Origin of the sequence: Candidatus Contendobacter odensis Run_B_J11 (genome assembly GCF_000531125.1) — a bacterium.
In the GTDB taxonomy this organism is placed as follows: domain Bacteria; phylum Pseudomonadota; class Gammaproteobacteria; order Competibacterales; family Competibacteraceae; genus Contendibacter; species Contendibacter odensensis.
Window position 1 is genome coordinate 34125 of sequence record NZ_CBTK010000068.1, and the last position, 15431, is coordinate 49555.

15 protein-coding genes and 1 pseudogene are annotated in these 15431 nt (G+C 56.4%); 8 read left to right on the plus strand and 8 right to left on the minus strand.

Annotation, left to right across the window (positions count from 1 at the left end; genetic code table 11):
- Positions 1-12 precede the first annotated feature (12 nt).
- The gene (locus BN874_RS05720) at positions 13-696 is read right to left on the minus strand and encodes a Bax inhibitor-1/YccA family protein (protein WP_034431445.1); all 684 of its coding nucleotides are present in this window, start codon (positions 694-696) and stop codon (positions 13-15) included.
- 381 nt (positions 697-1077) lie between these two features.
- Between BN874_RS05720 and frdA the strand changes: the two genes are divergently transcribed.
- The 5 genes from frdA (at position 1078) to rquA (ending at position 5162) form a co-directional block, all read left to right on the plus strand.
- Complete coding sequence (gene frdA / locus BN874_RS05725; RefSeq protein ID WP_034431446.1) at positions 1078-2838, plus strand: fumarate reductase (quinol) flavoprotein subunit; 1761 nt, start codon at positions 1078-1080, stop codon at positions 2836-2838.
- Positions 2835-3578: a succinate dehydrogenase/fumarate reductase iron-sulfur subunit gene (locus BN874_RS05730; RefSeq protein ID WP_034431447.1), complete on the plus strand. Its 744-nt coding sequence runs from the start codon at positions 2835-2837 to the stop codon at positions 3576-3578. Before frdA ends, BN874_RS05730 begins: the two co-directional genes overlap by 4 nt.
- Entirely contained in the window at positions 3575-3961 is a 387-nt protein-coding gene (locus BN874_RS05735) for a succinate dehydrogenase/fumarate reductase transmembrane subunit (protein WP_034431448.1), read from the plus strand. Before BN874_RS05730 ends, BN874_RS05735 begins: the two co-directional genes overlap by 4 nt.
- 2 nt (positions 3962-3963) lie before the next feature.
- Positions 3964-4308, plus strand: a complete 345-nt coding sequence (frdD, locus tag BN874_RS05740) for a fumarate reductase subunit FrdD (RefSeq protein WP_034431449.1) — start codon at positions 3964-3966, stop codon at positions 4306-4308.
- A gap of 104 nt (positions 4309-4412) precedes the next feature.
- Positions 4413-5162: a rhodoquinone biosynthesis methyltransferase RquA gene (rquA, locus tag BN874_RS05745; RefSeq protein WP_230314344.1), complete on the plus strand. Its 750-nt coding sequence runs from the start codon at positions 4413-4415 to the stop codon at positions 5160-5162.
- A 147-nt stretch (positions 5163-5309) separates the two neighbouring features.
- On the opposite strand, the pseudogene BN874_RS23345 reads toward rquA, so the two are convergent.
- Together BN874_RS23345 and BN874_RS05755 are read right to left on the minus strand one after the other, a co-directional pair.
- A pseudogene (locus tag BN874_RS23345) lies at positions 5310-5679 on the minus strand (alcohol dehydrogenase catalytic domain-containing protein); the annotation flags it as partial.
- A gap of 187 nt (positions 5680-5866) precedes the next feature.
- Positions 5867-6934 carry an IS4 family transposase gene (locus BN874_RS05755; RefSeq protein WP_051497471.1) on the minus strand — a complete coding sequence of 356 codons (1068 nt, stop codon included), beginning with the start codon at positions 6932-6934 and terminating at the stop codon, positions 5867-5869.
- A 159-nt stretch (positions 6935-7093) separates the two neighbouring features.
- On the opposite strand from BN874_RS05755, the gene BN874_RS05760 reads away from it, so the two are divergent.
- Together BN874_RS05760 and BN874_RS05765 are read left to right on the plus strand one after the other, a co-directional pair.
- The gene (locus tag BN874_RS05760) at positions 7094-7321 is read left to right on the plus strand and encodes a hypothetical protein (RefSeq protein WP_034431451.1); all 228 of its coding nucleotides are present in this window, start codon (positions 7094-7096) and stop codon (positions 7319-7321) included.
- A gap of 195 nt (positions 7322-7516) precedes the next feature.
- Positions 7517-7852 carry a hypothetical protein gene (locus tag BN874_RS05765; protein WP_034431453.1) on the plus strand — a complete coding sequence of 112 codons (336 nt, stop codon included), beginning with the start codon at positions 7517-7519 and terminating at the stop codon, positions 7850-7852.
- Between the two features lie 8 nt (positions 7853-7860).
- Here the strand turns inward: BN874_RS05765 and zapD are convergent, their stop codons facing one another.
- The 5 genes from zapD to pilB all read right to left on the minus strand — a co-directional run bounded on the left by zapD (position 7861) and on the right by pilB (position 13183).
- A complete protein-coding gene (gene zapD / locus BN874_RS05770) occupies positions 7861-8637 on the minus strand; it encodes a cell division protein ZapD (protein ID WP_034431454.1) in 777 nt (258 codons plus the stop codon).
- 71 nt (positions 8638-8708) lie between these two features.
- Positions 8709-9320: a dephospho-CoA kinase gene (gene coaE / locus BN874_RS05775; protein WP_081756174.1), complete on the minus strand. Its 612-nt coding sequence runs from the start codon at positions 9318-9320 to the stop codon at positions 8709-8711.
- Entirely contained in the window at positions 9317-10189 is an 873-nt protein-coding gene (locus BN874_RS05780) for a prepilin peptidase (RefSeq protein ID WP_034431455.1), read from the minus strand. The genes coaE and BN874_RS05780 overlap by 4 nt, the downstream gene beginning before the upstream one ends.
- Before the next feature lie 15 nt (positions 10190-10204).
- Complete coding sequence (locus tag BN874_RS05785) at positions 10205-11446, minus strand: type II secretion system F family protein (protein WP_051497472.1); 1242 nt, start codon at positions 11444-11446, stop codon at positions 10205-10207.
- Positions 11447-11452: 6 nt separating this feature from the next.
- Entirely contained in the window at positions 11453-13183 is a 1731-nt protein-coding gene (gene pilB / locus BN874_RS05790) for a type IV-A pilus assembly ATPase PilB (RefSeq protein WP_195912117.1), read from the minus strand.
- Positions 13184-13467: 284 nt separating this feature from the next.
- Between pilB and BN874_RS05795 the strand changes: the two genes are divergently transcribed.
- On the plus strand, positions 13468-15354 hold the full coding sequence (locus tag BN874_RS05795; protein WP_154724761.1) for a PhoX family protein: 1887 nt from the start codon (positions 13468-13470) through the stop codon (positions 15352-15354).
- Positions 15355-15431: the final 77 nt, after the last annotated feature.

Below are 15431 nucleotides of genomic sequence, written 5' to 3' on the forward strand. Positions count from 1 at the left end.
GGTGAAATCAAGTCAATCGTCGCCGGACATGACGCCCAAAATTTGCAGGAGATTTATAAACAGATTGAAGATGGTGATGTACAGCGTGACGGTCGCCATAATGTAATTGGTTTCACCACCATGGATAATTTCACTGGTTTGCCACAAGATCATGCCTGACATCAGCAGAATCACCATCGCGGATACCGCCAAGGACAGCATCGGAAAATTAAACAGCACCGCACCAATGCTGGCCAGGAAGGCGACCAGTATACCCACCATCAGGAAGGCTCCCATGAAGCTGAAGTCCTTACGGCTGACCAGCGCATAGCCCGATAGCGCCAGGAAGATCGCACCGGTGCCAGCCAGCGCGGTCATCACCAGTTGTGGGCCATTCGGTAACGCTAGATACAGGCTCAGGATCGGTCCCAGCGTGTAACCCAAGAAGCCGGTCAGGGCGAACACCGCCAGCAGACCCCAGCCGCTGTTGCGCAGCCGGGTGACCACGAACAGCAGCCCAAAATAACCGGCCAATGTAATCAACCAGTGTAATGGCGGCGCGTGACTGACCACAGCGATACCGGCGGTGAAGGCGCTGAACAGCAGGGTCAGAGACAGCAACGTATAAGTGTTGCGCAGCACCTTGTTGGTAGTTAACGCCCCGTCAGGTATCAGCGAAATCGGAGTCTTGGCCAAAAAATTGTCTTTCTGCAGCATAACTGAAATGACCTCTTCGGTAGTTTAGGATCGTTCATATTGACCACACGGAAGCATCTACGGTTCAGCCGCGAACCCGCAATACTTTTGACAATACCTTTTCGATCCACGAATTGCACTGCAATCGAGCATAGTAAAACCCGTGCTAGAAGTAGTTATATAGCAATAAATTGTTTAGTAAACAATTTTTAACTATGCTCAGTAAAGGATTGAAAATACTTCAACCGATTCATCTGCAAAAGGAACAACAGTGTTGCTAAAGATGTCACAAGCGCTGTTATCCAGAAGCCAACTGTTTGAGACTGGAAGACAGCGTTGAATCCATCTACAATCCAACTTGACAAGCAAATAACGTCAAGCAAACCGGTGGAGATCAGTAGGATGGAAGTCATCAATACCGACGTGGCCATTGTTGGTGCAGGGGGAGCGGGGCTACGCGCCGCGATTGCCCTGGCTGAGGCCGATCCAAAGTTGCGCATCGCCTTGATTTCAAAGGTTTATCCAATGCGTAGCCACACCTGCGCCGCCGAAGGTGGTGCAGCAGGTGTCATCAAGCCCGACGACAGCATGGATTTGCACTTCAGCGACACCGTGGGTGGTGGCGACTGGCTGTGCGATCAGGATGTCGTCGAATACTTCATCAACGAAGCGCCCAAGGAATTGCTCCAGCTGGAGCATTGGGGGTGCCCGTGGAGTCGGGAGCCGGACGGCTCGATTGCAGTGCGCCCGTTCGGCGGCATGAAAATCAAGCGTACCTGGTTCGCTGCCGATAAATCCGGCTTCCACATTCTGCACACTCTGTTTCAAACCTCGCTTAAGTATCCGAGTATCCAGCGCTTTGATGAGTACTACACCACCGACTTGCTGGTTGAGGATGGCCGCTGCCAAGGACTGACCGCCATCGAGATCCGCAGCGGACAGATGCGGCACTTTCAGGCTAAGGCGGTGATCATCGCTGCTGGTGGCGCCAGCCGCATGTTCCCATTTACGACCAATGGTGCCATCAAGACCGGTGACGGCATGGCTTTGGCCTACCGCGCCGGCGCACCGTTGAAGGACATGGAGTTTGTTCAGTACCATCCAACCGGTCTGCCCAATACCGGGATTTTGCTGACTGAGGGGTGCCGAGGCGAAGGTGGAATACTTCTCAATAAGGATGGTCGTCGCTATCTGCAAGATTATGGCATGGGGCCAGAAACGCCGGTCGGGCAACCGGTGCTGAAAACCATGGAACTCGGTCCACGCGACCGTCTCAGCCAAGCCTTCTGGCATGAGCAAAAGAAAGGTAATACGATTTCGACGCAGTGGGGCGACTGCGTCCTGTTGGATATGCGTCATTTGGGCGAAAAGAAGATTAACGAACGTTTGCCGTTCGTGCGTGATCTATCCAGTAGCTATCTTGGCGTTGATCCAGTCAAGGATCCCGTTCCGATCCGTCCGGTGGTGCATTACATGATGGGTGGTATACATACCGACATTAATGCGGCAACTCCGATGCCTGGTCTGTTTGCGGCGGGTGAATGTGCTTGCGTCAGCATCAATGGCGCAAATCGGCTGGGATCAAATTCGTTGACCGAGCTTCTGGTATTCGGGCGGAAAGCGGCGCTGAGTGCGATCACCTATATTCAGTCCGGGGCGAGTGCAGGCAGTAGTACAGCGCTGGCAACCCAAGCCAAAGCCTCTGAGTCCCGTATCCGTGCGCTCTTCGAGAAGACGGGGGGTACCGAATCCATTGCCGGGCTGCGTAAGCAGATGATGGATACGATGGAGGAGAATGTTGGTATTTATCGCCTCGGTGAGGAGCTGGAGACAGCCTGCAAGAAAATTTCTGATCTCCGCCAGCGTTATGCCGGGATCGAAATTCACGATAAGAGCAGCGTCTACAACACCGATTTGTTGCAGGCGTTGGAACTCGGATCCATGCTCGACTGCGCAGAGGCAGTTACGGTTGGTGCATTGGCGCGCACCGAATCGCGTGGCGCACACCAGCGGCTTGATTTCACTGAACGCGACGACCAGCGCTTTCTCAAGCATTCGTTGGCCTATTATCACCCCAAGGAGCCACCGCGCTTGGACTATCTCGACGTGGTTATCACCAAATCACCACCGGGCGTCCGTGATTACTCAGGAGGCAAGAAATGAGCGAACGCCAAATTCAGTTGGAGGTGCTGCGCTATAACCCGGAAACCGACAGCGAGCCACGGTTTCAGTCTTACACAGTTCCTTGTAAGAACGAATGGGTGGTGCTGGATGCTCTGAACTATGTCAAAGAGAATCTCGATACGACTTTAAGCTATCGGTGGTCGTGTCACATGGCGGTCTGTGGAAGCTGTGGCATGATGATTAACGGCGAGCCAAAGCTATCCTGTAAGGCGTTCATTCGTGAATACGCCGATAACATTCGGGTTGAGCCGTTGGCTAATTTCCCGATTGAGCGGGATTTGGTCACGGTGGTCGAAGACTTCATCGCCAAGTTGACTCGGGTCAAGCCCTATCTCATTCCCAAGGAAGATAAGCCAATTAGCGCCGGCGAGTTCAAGCAAACTCCGGCGGAACTGATGAAGTACAAGCAATACACGCTCTGCATTAACTGCATGCTGTGTTATGCGGCGTGTCCTCAATATGCGCTGGTGCCCGAATTTATCGGCCCGGCGGCTATTGCCTTGGCGCATCGCTATAACCAGGACTCGCGCGATGGTGGTCGCGATCAGCGCCAGGAAGTGATTGCGACCGATGAGGGGGTATGGGAATGTTCGTTTGTCGGGGCATGTTCTGAAGTCTGCCCCAAGCATGTCGACCCCGCTGGCGCGTTGCAGCAGGTCAAGGTGGCCAGCACCATCGACTGGTACAAAGAACACTTGATGCCGTGGGTGAAGAAATGAGCAACAAACCTTACGTCCGGGAAGTGTCCACAACCACCTGGTTTCTTCAACAGCCCCGCTACATGCGCTACATGGGGCGTGAAGTGACCTGTATTTTCATTGGAGCCTACACCTTCCTGCTGATTGTGGCTCTCGCCCGCCTGGGTCAAGGCAAGGAAGCCTTTGATGCCTTCGTACAAGCGCTCGGTAGTCCACTGGGCGTGTTGTTTAACTTGGCGGCACTGGTGGCGGCGGTGTATCACAGCACCTCATGGTTCAACGTAACGCCGCAGGCCATGCCGATCCAGCGGGGCGAAGAGTTCGTGCCGGGCAACCTCATAGTGGGCGCCCACTATGCGGTCTGGGCGGTGGTCTCGCTGATCATCCTGATCCTGGGGGTGTAACCATGGCCAAATCCAACAAGCCAATTTTTTGGGGGCTATTCGCCGCCGGTGGCACGGTCACGGCATTCGTAACCCCGGCACTGGTGCTGGTGACACTGTTCGCGGCAATGCGATTCTCGCCGGATATGTTCACCTACGAGAGTATGCATGCCTTCGCCGCCCACTGGTTCAGCAAGCTGATCATTTTCGGCTTCATCCTGCTGTCGCTGTGGCACGCCGCCCATCGGATGCGAGTCACCTTGTACGACTTCGGTATCCGCGCCGACGGTCTGGCCGCCGTGATTCTCTATGCAATTGCGGGCTTGGGTACGCTGATGACGCTGGTTTATCTGCTGCGTATTCATTAGATCGTCCGAAGATTTCCAACCTTGTCCACCACTGTACGGCAGCCGTGATACATGGCCGTACAAGTGGTGGATATTCTTTCCCGTCTTCAGCGTAAGGTGAGCCAGTGAGTTTGAAAGAGTCAACGGCAGTCATCGAAAATGTCCAGCAACTGACGCCCGGTGCGGAACATGAACTTTCGGCGCCAGCTCCCATCCCTGATTACTTGCAGCAAACCTATTGGTGGGCTTACCTGCATCCAATGGGGGTACGTCTGTTCGAGCGGCAATGGTTAGTTAACTTGATCCTGTGGGGTAATTTCACTCGCTTGCGTGATGCGGCGCTACAGGAAATGGGATCGGTGATTGACGGTAAAGTATTACAGGTGGCTTGTGTTTACGGCGATTTCACCGAGAACCTGGTCAAGCGCTTAGGTCCGAATGGCTATCTTGACGTGGTTGATGTAGCCCCGATCCAATTGAGTAACCTTGAAGCAAAACTCAAGGATAAGCAGAATATCGCCCTGCATCGGCAGGATTCGTCTCGTATGTTGTTTGAGGATGCCAGCCGGGATTGCGTTGTGGTGTTCTTTCTGCTGCATGAACAGCCTGAATCTGTGCGCCGGCAAACCATCGCCGAGGCATTACGGATCACCAAGCCCGGCGGTAAAACGATCTTTGTTGATTACCACCGTCCAGATTTGACCAATCCTTTTCGCTACGTCATGGTACCGATCCTGACTACACTGGAACCGTTTGCCATGGATATGTGGCGTCAGGAAATAACGGATTGGATGCCGACAAATCTATGTCCTGCTCAGGTTGAGAAGCAAATATTTTTCGGTGGGCTTTATCAGAAGGTCGTGGTCACATTGTAAAAGTGGGGCTGTGTACCGCTGAGGACTTGTACAGCTCATGACTGATTTCCAAGCCGGTGTCGATTGATTATCGCCGCCGGTAGTTTTTTCGGTGGGGATATCGATCATAGACCTCTCTGTTATGCTCAACACCTCGTAATTCAACTCCCTGCGCAGCAAGTGAACGATATAGCCAGTCCAGACCGTAGCGGCAATGGACCGACAAAGGTTGCTTTTGGTGGAACGGCAGTATTCGCATTCGCCGCATTCGGGGATGTAGCGCGGGATGACGTGATCGCCCGGCTCCAGACTCTTGACACCTGACCCGCATTCGACCACTTCACAGCCGCCCTCGTGACCCGGTACACAGGGGAACGCGCCTTCCGGGTCGTGCCGGACAGGTGAAGGCGTCGGTATGACAGACGCCGGTGACGACTACTTTCAGCAGCACTTCGCCTTCCTTGGTTCCGTCCACGTCGATTTCTTCGATCACCAAGGGCTTTTGCGGCTCCCAGGCCACGGCTGCACGGGCTTTCATAGGTTCGTTTCCTGCGAGGGTTGGGTGTTTTTCAGATAGCGGCATTTTCGGACGATGGGGGCGGTTTTTACAAGATTCTTCCCTGTCTGTGCCCATCCGTCAGGGCAATCGCGCTATGTGGTAGCCGGACTGGGTTGGCCGAAGAGCAGACGTAATACCATTTCTCTCTAAGTACAGGACAAAATTTTCAAAGCCCACAGGAAATCCTGGAATTTCTCGGCGAGGTTGAGGGCGACGTTACGCAGGAAATCGAGGCCGTGGCGGAAGAGGGACTGGAGCGGTCGCTGAAGGGTTTTTTTAAGGGGATCGGTCGGTCTTGGTCATGAAGCGGTTCGCCGATGCGGTGGGTCCAAGCAAAGGCTAAGGCGAGTAGCCCCATCATTTTGGACAGGCGAGCCGCGTCTCTGAGGTGGGTGTCCTCGAAATTAAAACCCCGCGTCTTCAGGCAACCAAACAGAGTTTCGATCTGCCAGCGGTCAGCGTAGGCGTCGATAGCCTCGGCTTGGGGTGCACCAGAGGTGGCTATCGCGAGGAACTCACCGTCATCTAGGCGCAGCACCGAGAGATGAACGAAGCAACCCCAGACCGGACGCCGTCCCGGCAGCAGGTGCGCTTGACCGGGTTTAAGCGAACCCAAGAGCGTGTCAATACGCATCATCCGGTTCCAAGGGTTGGGGACGAGGGTGTCGCATTTGATCCGTTGGTGGAAGGGAATTCGTTGCGTTTGCAGCCCATGGAACCCCGCTTCGCCAATAAATTCGCGGTCAGCGAGTAGGACAGCGATCTGATCTAGGCCGAAGACGGCCAGAAAGCGTTCCATCAGGGCGATCCGCTCGGCGGTGTTGGAGTGGCCCGTTTTGCCCAAGACGCTCCAGAACACCGGCACGGCGATGCCGCGATAGGCAATACCCAACACCAGGAAGTGGATGTCCACTTGGCCGAACTTCCAGTGGGTGCGATCCAGCGTGAGTCGCCAAGGGCCATCACCGACCGGGACCAGGCGCACCAACAGTCGCGCCAAGTGGTCTAGGTCAATCTCAAACGAGCGGAAAAAGCGTTGCAAACGCTTGTAGTGCGAGTCCACTTGGGCCTGGCTGCCGAAACCGGTGGCGAGTTCAGCCAAGTTGACGCTGCGCACTTTGAACAGGGCCAGTAGAAATTGCGCGAGAAAAGTGATCCGGGCACCCTGCCAAGGCAAGTGCTCGGCCAGCACAGCCTTGAGTTCACGGACGGGGTCGTTGACGGTAGCCTTCATTGGAGTTCCTGCAAAAAACGCCTAGCTTAACCATTTTTATTCATAGGCTTACCAGTTTCGTCCTGTACTGAGGAGAAATGGTATAACAGCTTTGGGCAACCCGACGATCTCCCGGCGGCGGGAAATTGGGACGGCGGCGAGAAGCGTTCCATCGGTGTATTGCGTTCCGGCACCGGCCAATGGTTCATCGACCGTAACGGCAATCACCAGTGGGACGATTGCGTCGCCGACGGCTGTTATGACGGCTTCGGCCAAGCGGGTGATTTGCCGGTGGCCGGTGACTGGAACGGAACCGGCGTCGCCAAAATCGGGGTGTTCCGTAACGGGCAGTGGTTTCTGGATCAGCCCTTTCAAGGTGCTCAGTTGATGGTTGACGTAACCGTCTGATTCTCTGTTACCCAACTCGGCCTAACATCGGGTTTGGCTAAGAAGAGGGTTCGAGGTTAAATTCAACTTATTGATTTTCAATGTTGTATTTTTACACCTTGAAAGGGCTGGTTTCTGGATGCCAACGGCAACGGGAAATGGGACGGCTGCGGCACGGATTTCTGCCTGAGTTTCGGCCAGACTGGTGATTTACCGGTGGCGGGAAACTGGAACGGAGGGCAGCAAGCCGGGGTCGGCGTATTCCGCGCCGGTACCTGGTATCTCGATTACAACGGCAACGGGAAATGGGACGGTTGTCAGCAGGACGGTGGGCAGGATCTCTGCCTCTACGGCAGTTTCGGCCAAGCGGGCGATTTACCCGCTGCGGGTGACTGGAACGGTGACGGTAAAGCCAAGGTCGGGGTGTTCCGTAACGGCACCTGGTATCTGGACTACAACGGCAATGGGAAGTGGGATGGGTGCGAGGTGGATCGCTGCTACGTCGGCAGTTTCGGGCAGCAAGGTGATTTACCGGTGGCGGGCCAGTGGTAAACGGAGAATCAGATAGCGCAGCAGGCCAAATCGAAGTCAATATCCGCCATGCTCTGAGTGGCCCGGCGGCTGGGATCGGGCTGTTCCAAAAAACGAATGGCGAAGCGATGCCGACCCGCGCTGATTTCTGGAAAAAAGAGGCTGTCGCCGGCTGATAGCACCACCCGGATCAACTGGTTGGATACGGTGCTATCGAGTCCCCGCTGAAAGAAGCCCCGCCGGGCTATTTCCGGCTGGGGCGTGGCGCTGTCGCGGATTAATTGAAGGATAAGTATGACCGCCTCCCGCATCGGCGCAAAAGGCTCCAGCCATTCCTGCAAGTGACGGTTGCGGATAGCCCCATCCTGCTGCAACCAATGATGTAGCGCGGGTACGTCAAATTGGCACGCGCCACCGGGCACATGGTGGCGCTTATGAATGGCGCTGAGGAAATCGGTTTGCCGTACCGCGTCTACGGTCAGAGTATCCAGATGGTGATGGATGCGGTCGCTGACCCGCGAGATTTCCTCCAGGATGCGATCCAGAGTCGCTGCATGAACGCCGGGCGTCAGCCGCAACCGACTCAAGGTTACCGCATGACGTTCCAGTTCCTTGAGCAGTTCGCCTTTGAATTCGTTGCGTCCCGTCAGATCGAGCATATCGAACAATCCTTGCAGCGCCATTCGGCTATTCCAGCTTGAAGCGCAGGTGGTGGCGTGTTCGATCTGCTGGAACAGAAATTCCAGACGCAACAGAGCGCGGATGCGTTCGTTGAGCGGTTGTTCATAGCAAACGGTTTGGGACACAAAGTACCTTGCAGAGGCCGAGGACCAGGGGAGAAAACGGGGAAAACCGGGGGTTTCCGGTCCAGCAATGGTTATGCGGACCGAGCAGCAGCTAAAGTCAAATAGCGTTGGTGCAACAAGGCCACTTGGCGATCCAGCGCCTCCAGATCGCCGATATTTTCCAGAACATCGTCCGCTAGCGCGAGCCGCTGGGCGCGACTGGCTTGCGCAGCCAGGATGCGATGGGCCTGCGTTTCATCCACCTGGTCGCGCACTACGACCCGGCGGATTTGCTCGGCTTCCGGCGCGTCCACTACCAGCACCCGTTCTACCAGATCCGTCATCCCGGTTTCAGCCAGCAACGGAATCACCACCACGCAATAAGGCGCGGTCAGGGTAGCGACCCGCTCCCGTACCTGCGCCCGAATGCAGGGGTGCAGGATCGCTTCCAGCCGCCGCCGGCCCTCCGCATCAGCGAACACCCGCTCCCGCAGCCGGGCGCGATGGAGTCGTCCGGCATCATCGAGACAGTCCAAGCCGAAATGAGCCACGATTTCCGCCAGTGCCAATTGCCCAGGCTCGACCAGTTCGCGGGCGAGTTGATCGGTATCCACCACCGGCACTCCGTACCGGATAAAGCAGTCGCTGACCCTGGTTTTGCCGCTACCGATACCGCCGGTTAGCCCGATGATCAGCACGGTCAAAACCCCAGCCAGTTCAGATAGGCGTGATTGATAGCCTCGCCCCACAGTAGCACGATCCAGCCGGCCGCCGCCAGAAATGGCCCGAACGGCATCGGTATCTGCCGATCCCGGCCTCGAAACAGGATCAGCACCAGTCCGAAGATCGCGCCCACCAGCGACGACAGCAGGATGATCGTGACCAGGTAGGGCCAGCCGGTCCAGGCGCCGAGCGCCGCCAGCAGTTTGAAGTCACCATGGCCCATGCCTTCCTTGCCGGTCAGCAGGCGGAACAGCTGGTACACCGACCACAGCGCCAGATAACCAGCCATGGCGCCAATCACTGCGTCAGGCAGATCGGTAAACAGCCCGAACAGTGCCACCCCCAATCCCAGCCACAGCAGCGGCAAGGTCAGATTATCGGGCAGCAGTTGATGGCGAAAATCAATGGCGCTGGCGGCCAGCAAAGTCCAGGTGAATACCAGCGCGGCTAAAGCCGGCCAGCCAAAACCCAATTTCCAGGCGACGATGCCGGCCAGAATCCCGCTGAGGGCTTCCATCAGCGGGTATTGAATCCCGATAGCGGCGCGACAATGGGCACAGCGCCCCCGCTGCAAGGCATAACTCAGCAGCGGGATGTTTTCCACTGCCTGAATCAGGTGACCGCAGCTTGGGCATTGCGAGCGCGGTCCCCACAGGGTCAGCGGCGGGCGGTCTCCCTCCGGATCCGGCTGGTTGATCAGTTCCGCGCATTGCGTCCGCCATTCCCGCTCCATCATCAGCGGCAAGCGGTAGATGACCACATTCAGAAAGCTGCCGACCATCAGGCCCAGCAGCACCGTCAGGATGATAAACAGCACCGGCGAGCCGGCCAGCAATTCCAGCAAGGCCATCGGGGGTGGCCGCCGTCAGACTGCAGACGCCAGCTTGAAGATCGGCAGGTACATGGCGATCACCAAGGTACCGACCACGCCAGCCAGGAACGCCATCAGCAGTGGCTCGATCATGGTTGTTAGCCGGTCCACCTTGTCATCCACTTCCGCCTCGTAGAAATCGGCCACCTTGGCCAGCATGTCGCCGAGCGAACCGGCCTCCTCACCGATAGCTACCATCTGCACTACCATGTCCGGGAACAGGCTGCTTTGGCGCATCGCAAAATTCAGTTGTTGACCAATGGACACCGCGTCGCGCATGTCCAGCACTGCTTTTTCGTAGACGTAGTTGCCAGTGGCCCCAGAGACACTGACCAAGGCGTCGACGAGCGGCACCCCCCCATTGAACAAAGTAGACAGGGTGCGGGCAAAGCGGGCGTTGGCTGAGGTGGCGACCAGATCGCCGATCAGCGGAATTTGCAGTACCCAGCGATCCAGAAGCTGATAGAAAGCACGCGAGCGTTTGCGCGCTTCCAGAAAGCCGACCACCAATGCAACCGGCAAGCCCAGGATCAGGTACCAGTACTCCTGGAACACTTTCGATAGCTCAATCACAAACTTGGTGAGCGCCGGCAACTCTGCGCCGAAGCCCTTGAACAGATCCTCGAAGGTCGGGATGACGAAGATCAACAAAATGGCGGTCACGACGAAAGCGAACACCAGCACGATAGCCGGGTAAGTCAGCGCCTTCTTGACCTTGGCCTTCAGCGCTTCGGATTTTTCCAGATAGGTTGCGATCTTGTCGAGCAGCACTTCGAGTACACCGGCTTCCTCGCCGGCATGAACCAGACTGCAATACAGATCGTTGAAGTACAGATGGTGCTTGGCCAGCGCTTGGGAAAACGACGTGCCGCTTTCCACCTCGGCTTTTACATCAAGAATGAGTTCCTTGACCTTGGGCTTCTTGTTGCTGTTCCCCACCATGTCCAGCGCCTGCACCACGGCGATGCCGGACGACAGCATGGTGCAGAGTTGGCGGGTAAAAAACATAATATCCTTGGGGACAATAGAGTCGCCGAAGGTGAACAGCGGCTTGGATTTCTTGTTGACCCGCAGCGGCAGGATGCCTTGCCGGCGCAGCTCGGCTTTGATCAGTGCCTGATTAGCGCCGCGCAATTCGCCCTTGATCCGATTACCCCGTTTATCGGTGCCTTCCCACTTGAATGTGGGTTCCTCTTCTCTCTTTTTGGCTTTCGCCAGCGTGGGTTGTTTCGCCATAGCCCTTTATTCCGTGGTGACTCGGTTGACTTCTTCCAGGCTGGTCAGGCCCATGCGGACCTTGTTCAAGCCCGACTGCCGCAGATCATTCACGCCTTCCTTGCGTGCCTGGTCGGCGATCTGAATCGCGTTGCCACTCGCCATGATGATGCGACCGATCTCCTCGGTGATCGGCATGACCTCATAAATGCCGACCCGGCCCTTATAGCCGCGGTTATTGCATTGGTCGCAACCGACGGCCTTATAAATCGTCAGATCTTTTAGCTCATTTTCGCGGAAGCCCAGGTTAACCAGTCCCTCCGGCGGAATCTTGATCTCTTCCTTGCAATGCGGACATAACCGCCGCCCCAACCGCTGCGCGATGATCAAGGTCACGCTGGAGGCGATATTGTAGGGCGCTACGCCCATATTCATCAGTCGGCTGAGGGTCTGCGATGCACTGTTGGTATGCAAGGTGGAGAGTACCATATGGCCGGTTTGCGCCGCCTTGATCGCGATCTCGGCGGTTTCCAGGTCGCGGATCTCACCAACCATGATGATGTCCGGGTCCTGCCGCAGGAAGGCGCGCAGCGCGTTGGCAAAGGTCATCCCGACCTTGGGATTGACATTCACCTGATTGATGCCGGCCAGATTGATTTCCACCGGATCCTCGGCGGTGGAGATATTGACTTCAGCGGTATTCAGGATATTGAGCGCCGTGTACAGCGAAACGGTCTTGCCGCTACCGGTGGGGCCGGTCACCAGCACCATGCCCTGTGGTTTGTGAATGGCGTGGAGAAACTGCTCTTTCTGATGGTCCTCGTAGCCCAGCGCCTCGATGCCCATTTGGGCGCTGGTCGGATCGAGCAAACGCATCACTACTTTTTCACCCCACATGGTCGGCAGGGTGTTGACACGAAAATCAATGGCTCGCTGTTTGGTCAGATAGAGCTTGAGGCGGCCATCCTGGGGTACCCGGCGCTCGGCAATGTCCATTTGTGCCATGATCTTGAGGCGAGCCGCCAAGCGCGGGGCCATGGAAACCGGCGGTTTGTAGAGTTCGTCCAGCATCCCGTCCTGACGCAGGCGAACCCGGTAGGTTTTTTCGTAGGGTTCAAAGTGAATATCGGACGCACCGCGATTGACGGCTTGTAAAATGACCTGATTGATGAAACGCACCACCGGCGCGTCGTCGGCGTCTGACCCCGACAGGGTTTCGACCTTCGACGCAGCATCAACCTCATTACTGAAGTCGAGATCGCCGACATCGCCATCGCCCATGCTCGACGCCGGCCTTTCCAGCGCGGTTTCCAGCGCCTTGACCATCTGGAGTTCGCTGATGATGACCGGTTCGATATCAAGTCGGGTCTGGAACTTGATGTCTTCCAGCGCCCGCTGATTAGTAGGGTCAATCACGCCCACGAACAACCGCCGCGCCCGTTTGTACAGCGGCAGGGTATGGTGCTGGCGGATCAGTTTTTCATCAACGAGCTGAACAACGACAGCATCAATCTCCAAAGCGGTAAGGTCGAACAAGGGCAGATTAAAACTGCGCGAGGCGATCCGGGCGATATCCTTGTCACGCGCCAGCTTGTTTTCGACCAGGTAGGCAACGAACGGAGTATTTTCCTTGCGCGATTGCTCAAGAGCCTTGATTGCAGCGGCTTCGTCGAGCAGATGATTCATGACCAACTGGCGAGCCAGCCCAATCAGTTGGCCGACAGGCTGGGAAACAACATTGCTGGGATTGGTAGCCATAGCGTGGAGTTACTCTGGATCGCGGGTCAATGTGGCTGATCGCGTAATGGTTCCAACTGTAGACCATGCCGGGAACCTTGGAAAGAGGCGGCGATGCATCGGCAGAGTCGAGCCAGCGCCATCGTTTTGCGACCGGTTCGCCGGCAGCAGGTTCGTTGGGAATCTGTTGTTTTTTCAATCGCTGTCAGTAGCTTTGTCATCGCAAGGTCATAAATGAGTCATAGAACAGCAATCTGAGTATGTAACTATACTGCACTACTTTTATCACCATAGAGAGCATTCTGATGCCAATGAAATTATTGACGGTTGCAGTGCTGGCTGCGCTGGGGCTGGTCGGCTGCAATAGCAGTAATGACAGCAATGATAGCGTCCTGCCCAGGGTCAAGTCGGTGGAGTTCATCGGGATGCCGGCACCCAGCACTGACCAGGAACGCGCCAGCGCCTACACCACCGCCGCCGTGAAAGTGACCTATGACGATGGCAGCACCCAGGCTTCGCCGCTACGTCATCAGTCGCTTTACTACAGCACTGACAGTATCACCGGCGAAACCGGCGGCCATGTCTATGACGTGAAGGGCAATGTACTGAAGGATGTCAACGGCAATCCTTTCATCGCGGAAACGCCGGATTCCAACAGTCTGCTGCAAGTCAGCGGCGCGGCGGCCACCGGCAAGGGCGGCAACCCGCTCTATTTGGTCACCCACTTCGAGTACGTCTGGCGCGATAGTTCAGTGCCGCCTAAAGACCTGTACGGCAAGGCCCCGATGGTTATGAAACTGTCCACTGTGGATCAGAGCAAGTCCAATGGTGATCTGTCAGTAGTAAAGCTGCGCAACATCAGCATGGCCGGGGTGCGCGGTTTGTGGATTCCCTGCGCCGGTTCGCTGTCGCCGTGGAACACCCATCTGGGCAGTGAGGAGTACGAACCGGATGCGCGCTGTCTGGAAACCGATACTTGCGCCAATGTGTATGGCAAAGATAGCCACCTGGCAGCGCTGATCGCGATGAACACCTATTTCGGCGACACCACCACCGCCAAGCCTTATAACTACGGGCTGTTGCCGGAGGTAACCGTCAAGGCCGATGGATCTACCACCGTGGCTAAACACCGCATCGCTGGCCGCATCTCTCGCGAGCTGGTGCAGGTGATGCCAGACCGTCGTACCGGTTATCAGGGCGATGACGGCACTTATACCGTGTTGACGATGTTTGTGGCCGACAAGGCCGACGACCTGTCATCTGGCACCCTGTACGCCGCCAAGTGGAATCAGATCAGCGACCAGAACGGCGGCGCGGCCAATCTGACCTGGATCAAACTGGGCAGCGCCACTGATGCTGAACTGGACAAGATGGTCAACACCGACAACATCAAATTCAGCGACCTTTTTGAATCATCCGATAAGGAAGTAGCCGGCTTCGTTAAAGTGGTTGCCGGCCATGAAAAAGTCAAAACCGAATGGCTGCGGCTGAAGCCGGGGATGGAGAAACCCGCCGCCTTTCTCGAAACCCGCCGCTACGCGGCTTATCTGGGCGCCACCACCGAGTTTGAGAAGATGGAAGGCGTTACTGTCAACGCCGCCGACCGCAAGGTCTATATCGCCATGACCCGCATGTCCAGCGGCATGGAAAAGGCCAAGGACGCCACGGTGCCGGATCACATCCAGTTGCCCAAGAGTCTGTCCGGGGCGGTGTATGAACTAACCACTGCCCAGAGCGTGAAAGACAGCGCGGGCAATGCGATCAACAGCGATTATGTGGCGGTCAGCATGAAGGCGCTGGTCGTCGGCGAAGACATCGCCAAGGATGCAGTCGGCAATACCGCCAACGTGGACAAAATTGCCAATCCCGACAATCTCAAATACTCGGAGATCATGCGCACCCTGTTTATTGGCGAGGACAGCAGCACCGCGCACATCAACAACTTCCTGTGGGCGTATAACGTGGATACCGGCAAACTGGCGCGTATCCTGTCCATCCCCGCTGGCGCTGAATCTACCGGCTTGCAGGCGATAGATAACCTGAATGGCTTTGCCTACATCATGAGCAACCATCAGCACCCCGGCGATTTTTCCCCGAATATCGATCCGGCGCTGAAGGCGCGGTTGACGCCGCTGATTGATCCGCTGAAGGGATCGGTGGGCTACATCAGCGGCATTCCACAGTTGCGGTAAGCGGTTTTCCCCTCTTCTCATTCCCAATTCGCGCCCTGCTCCCGGAGAGACCGGCAGAAGCGCGGGTTGGCGATTCG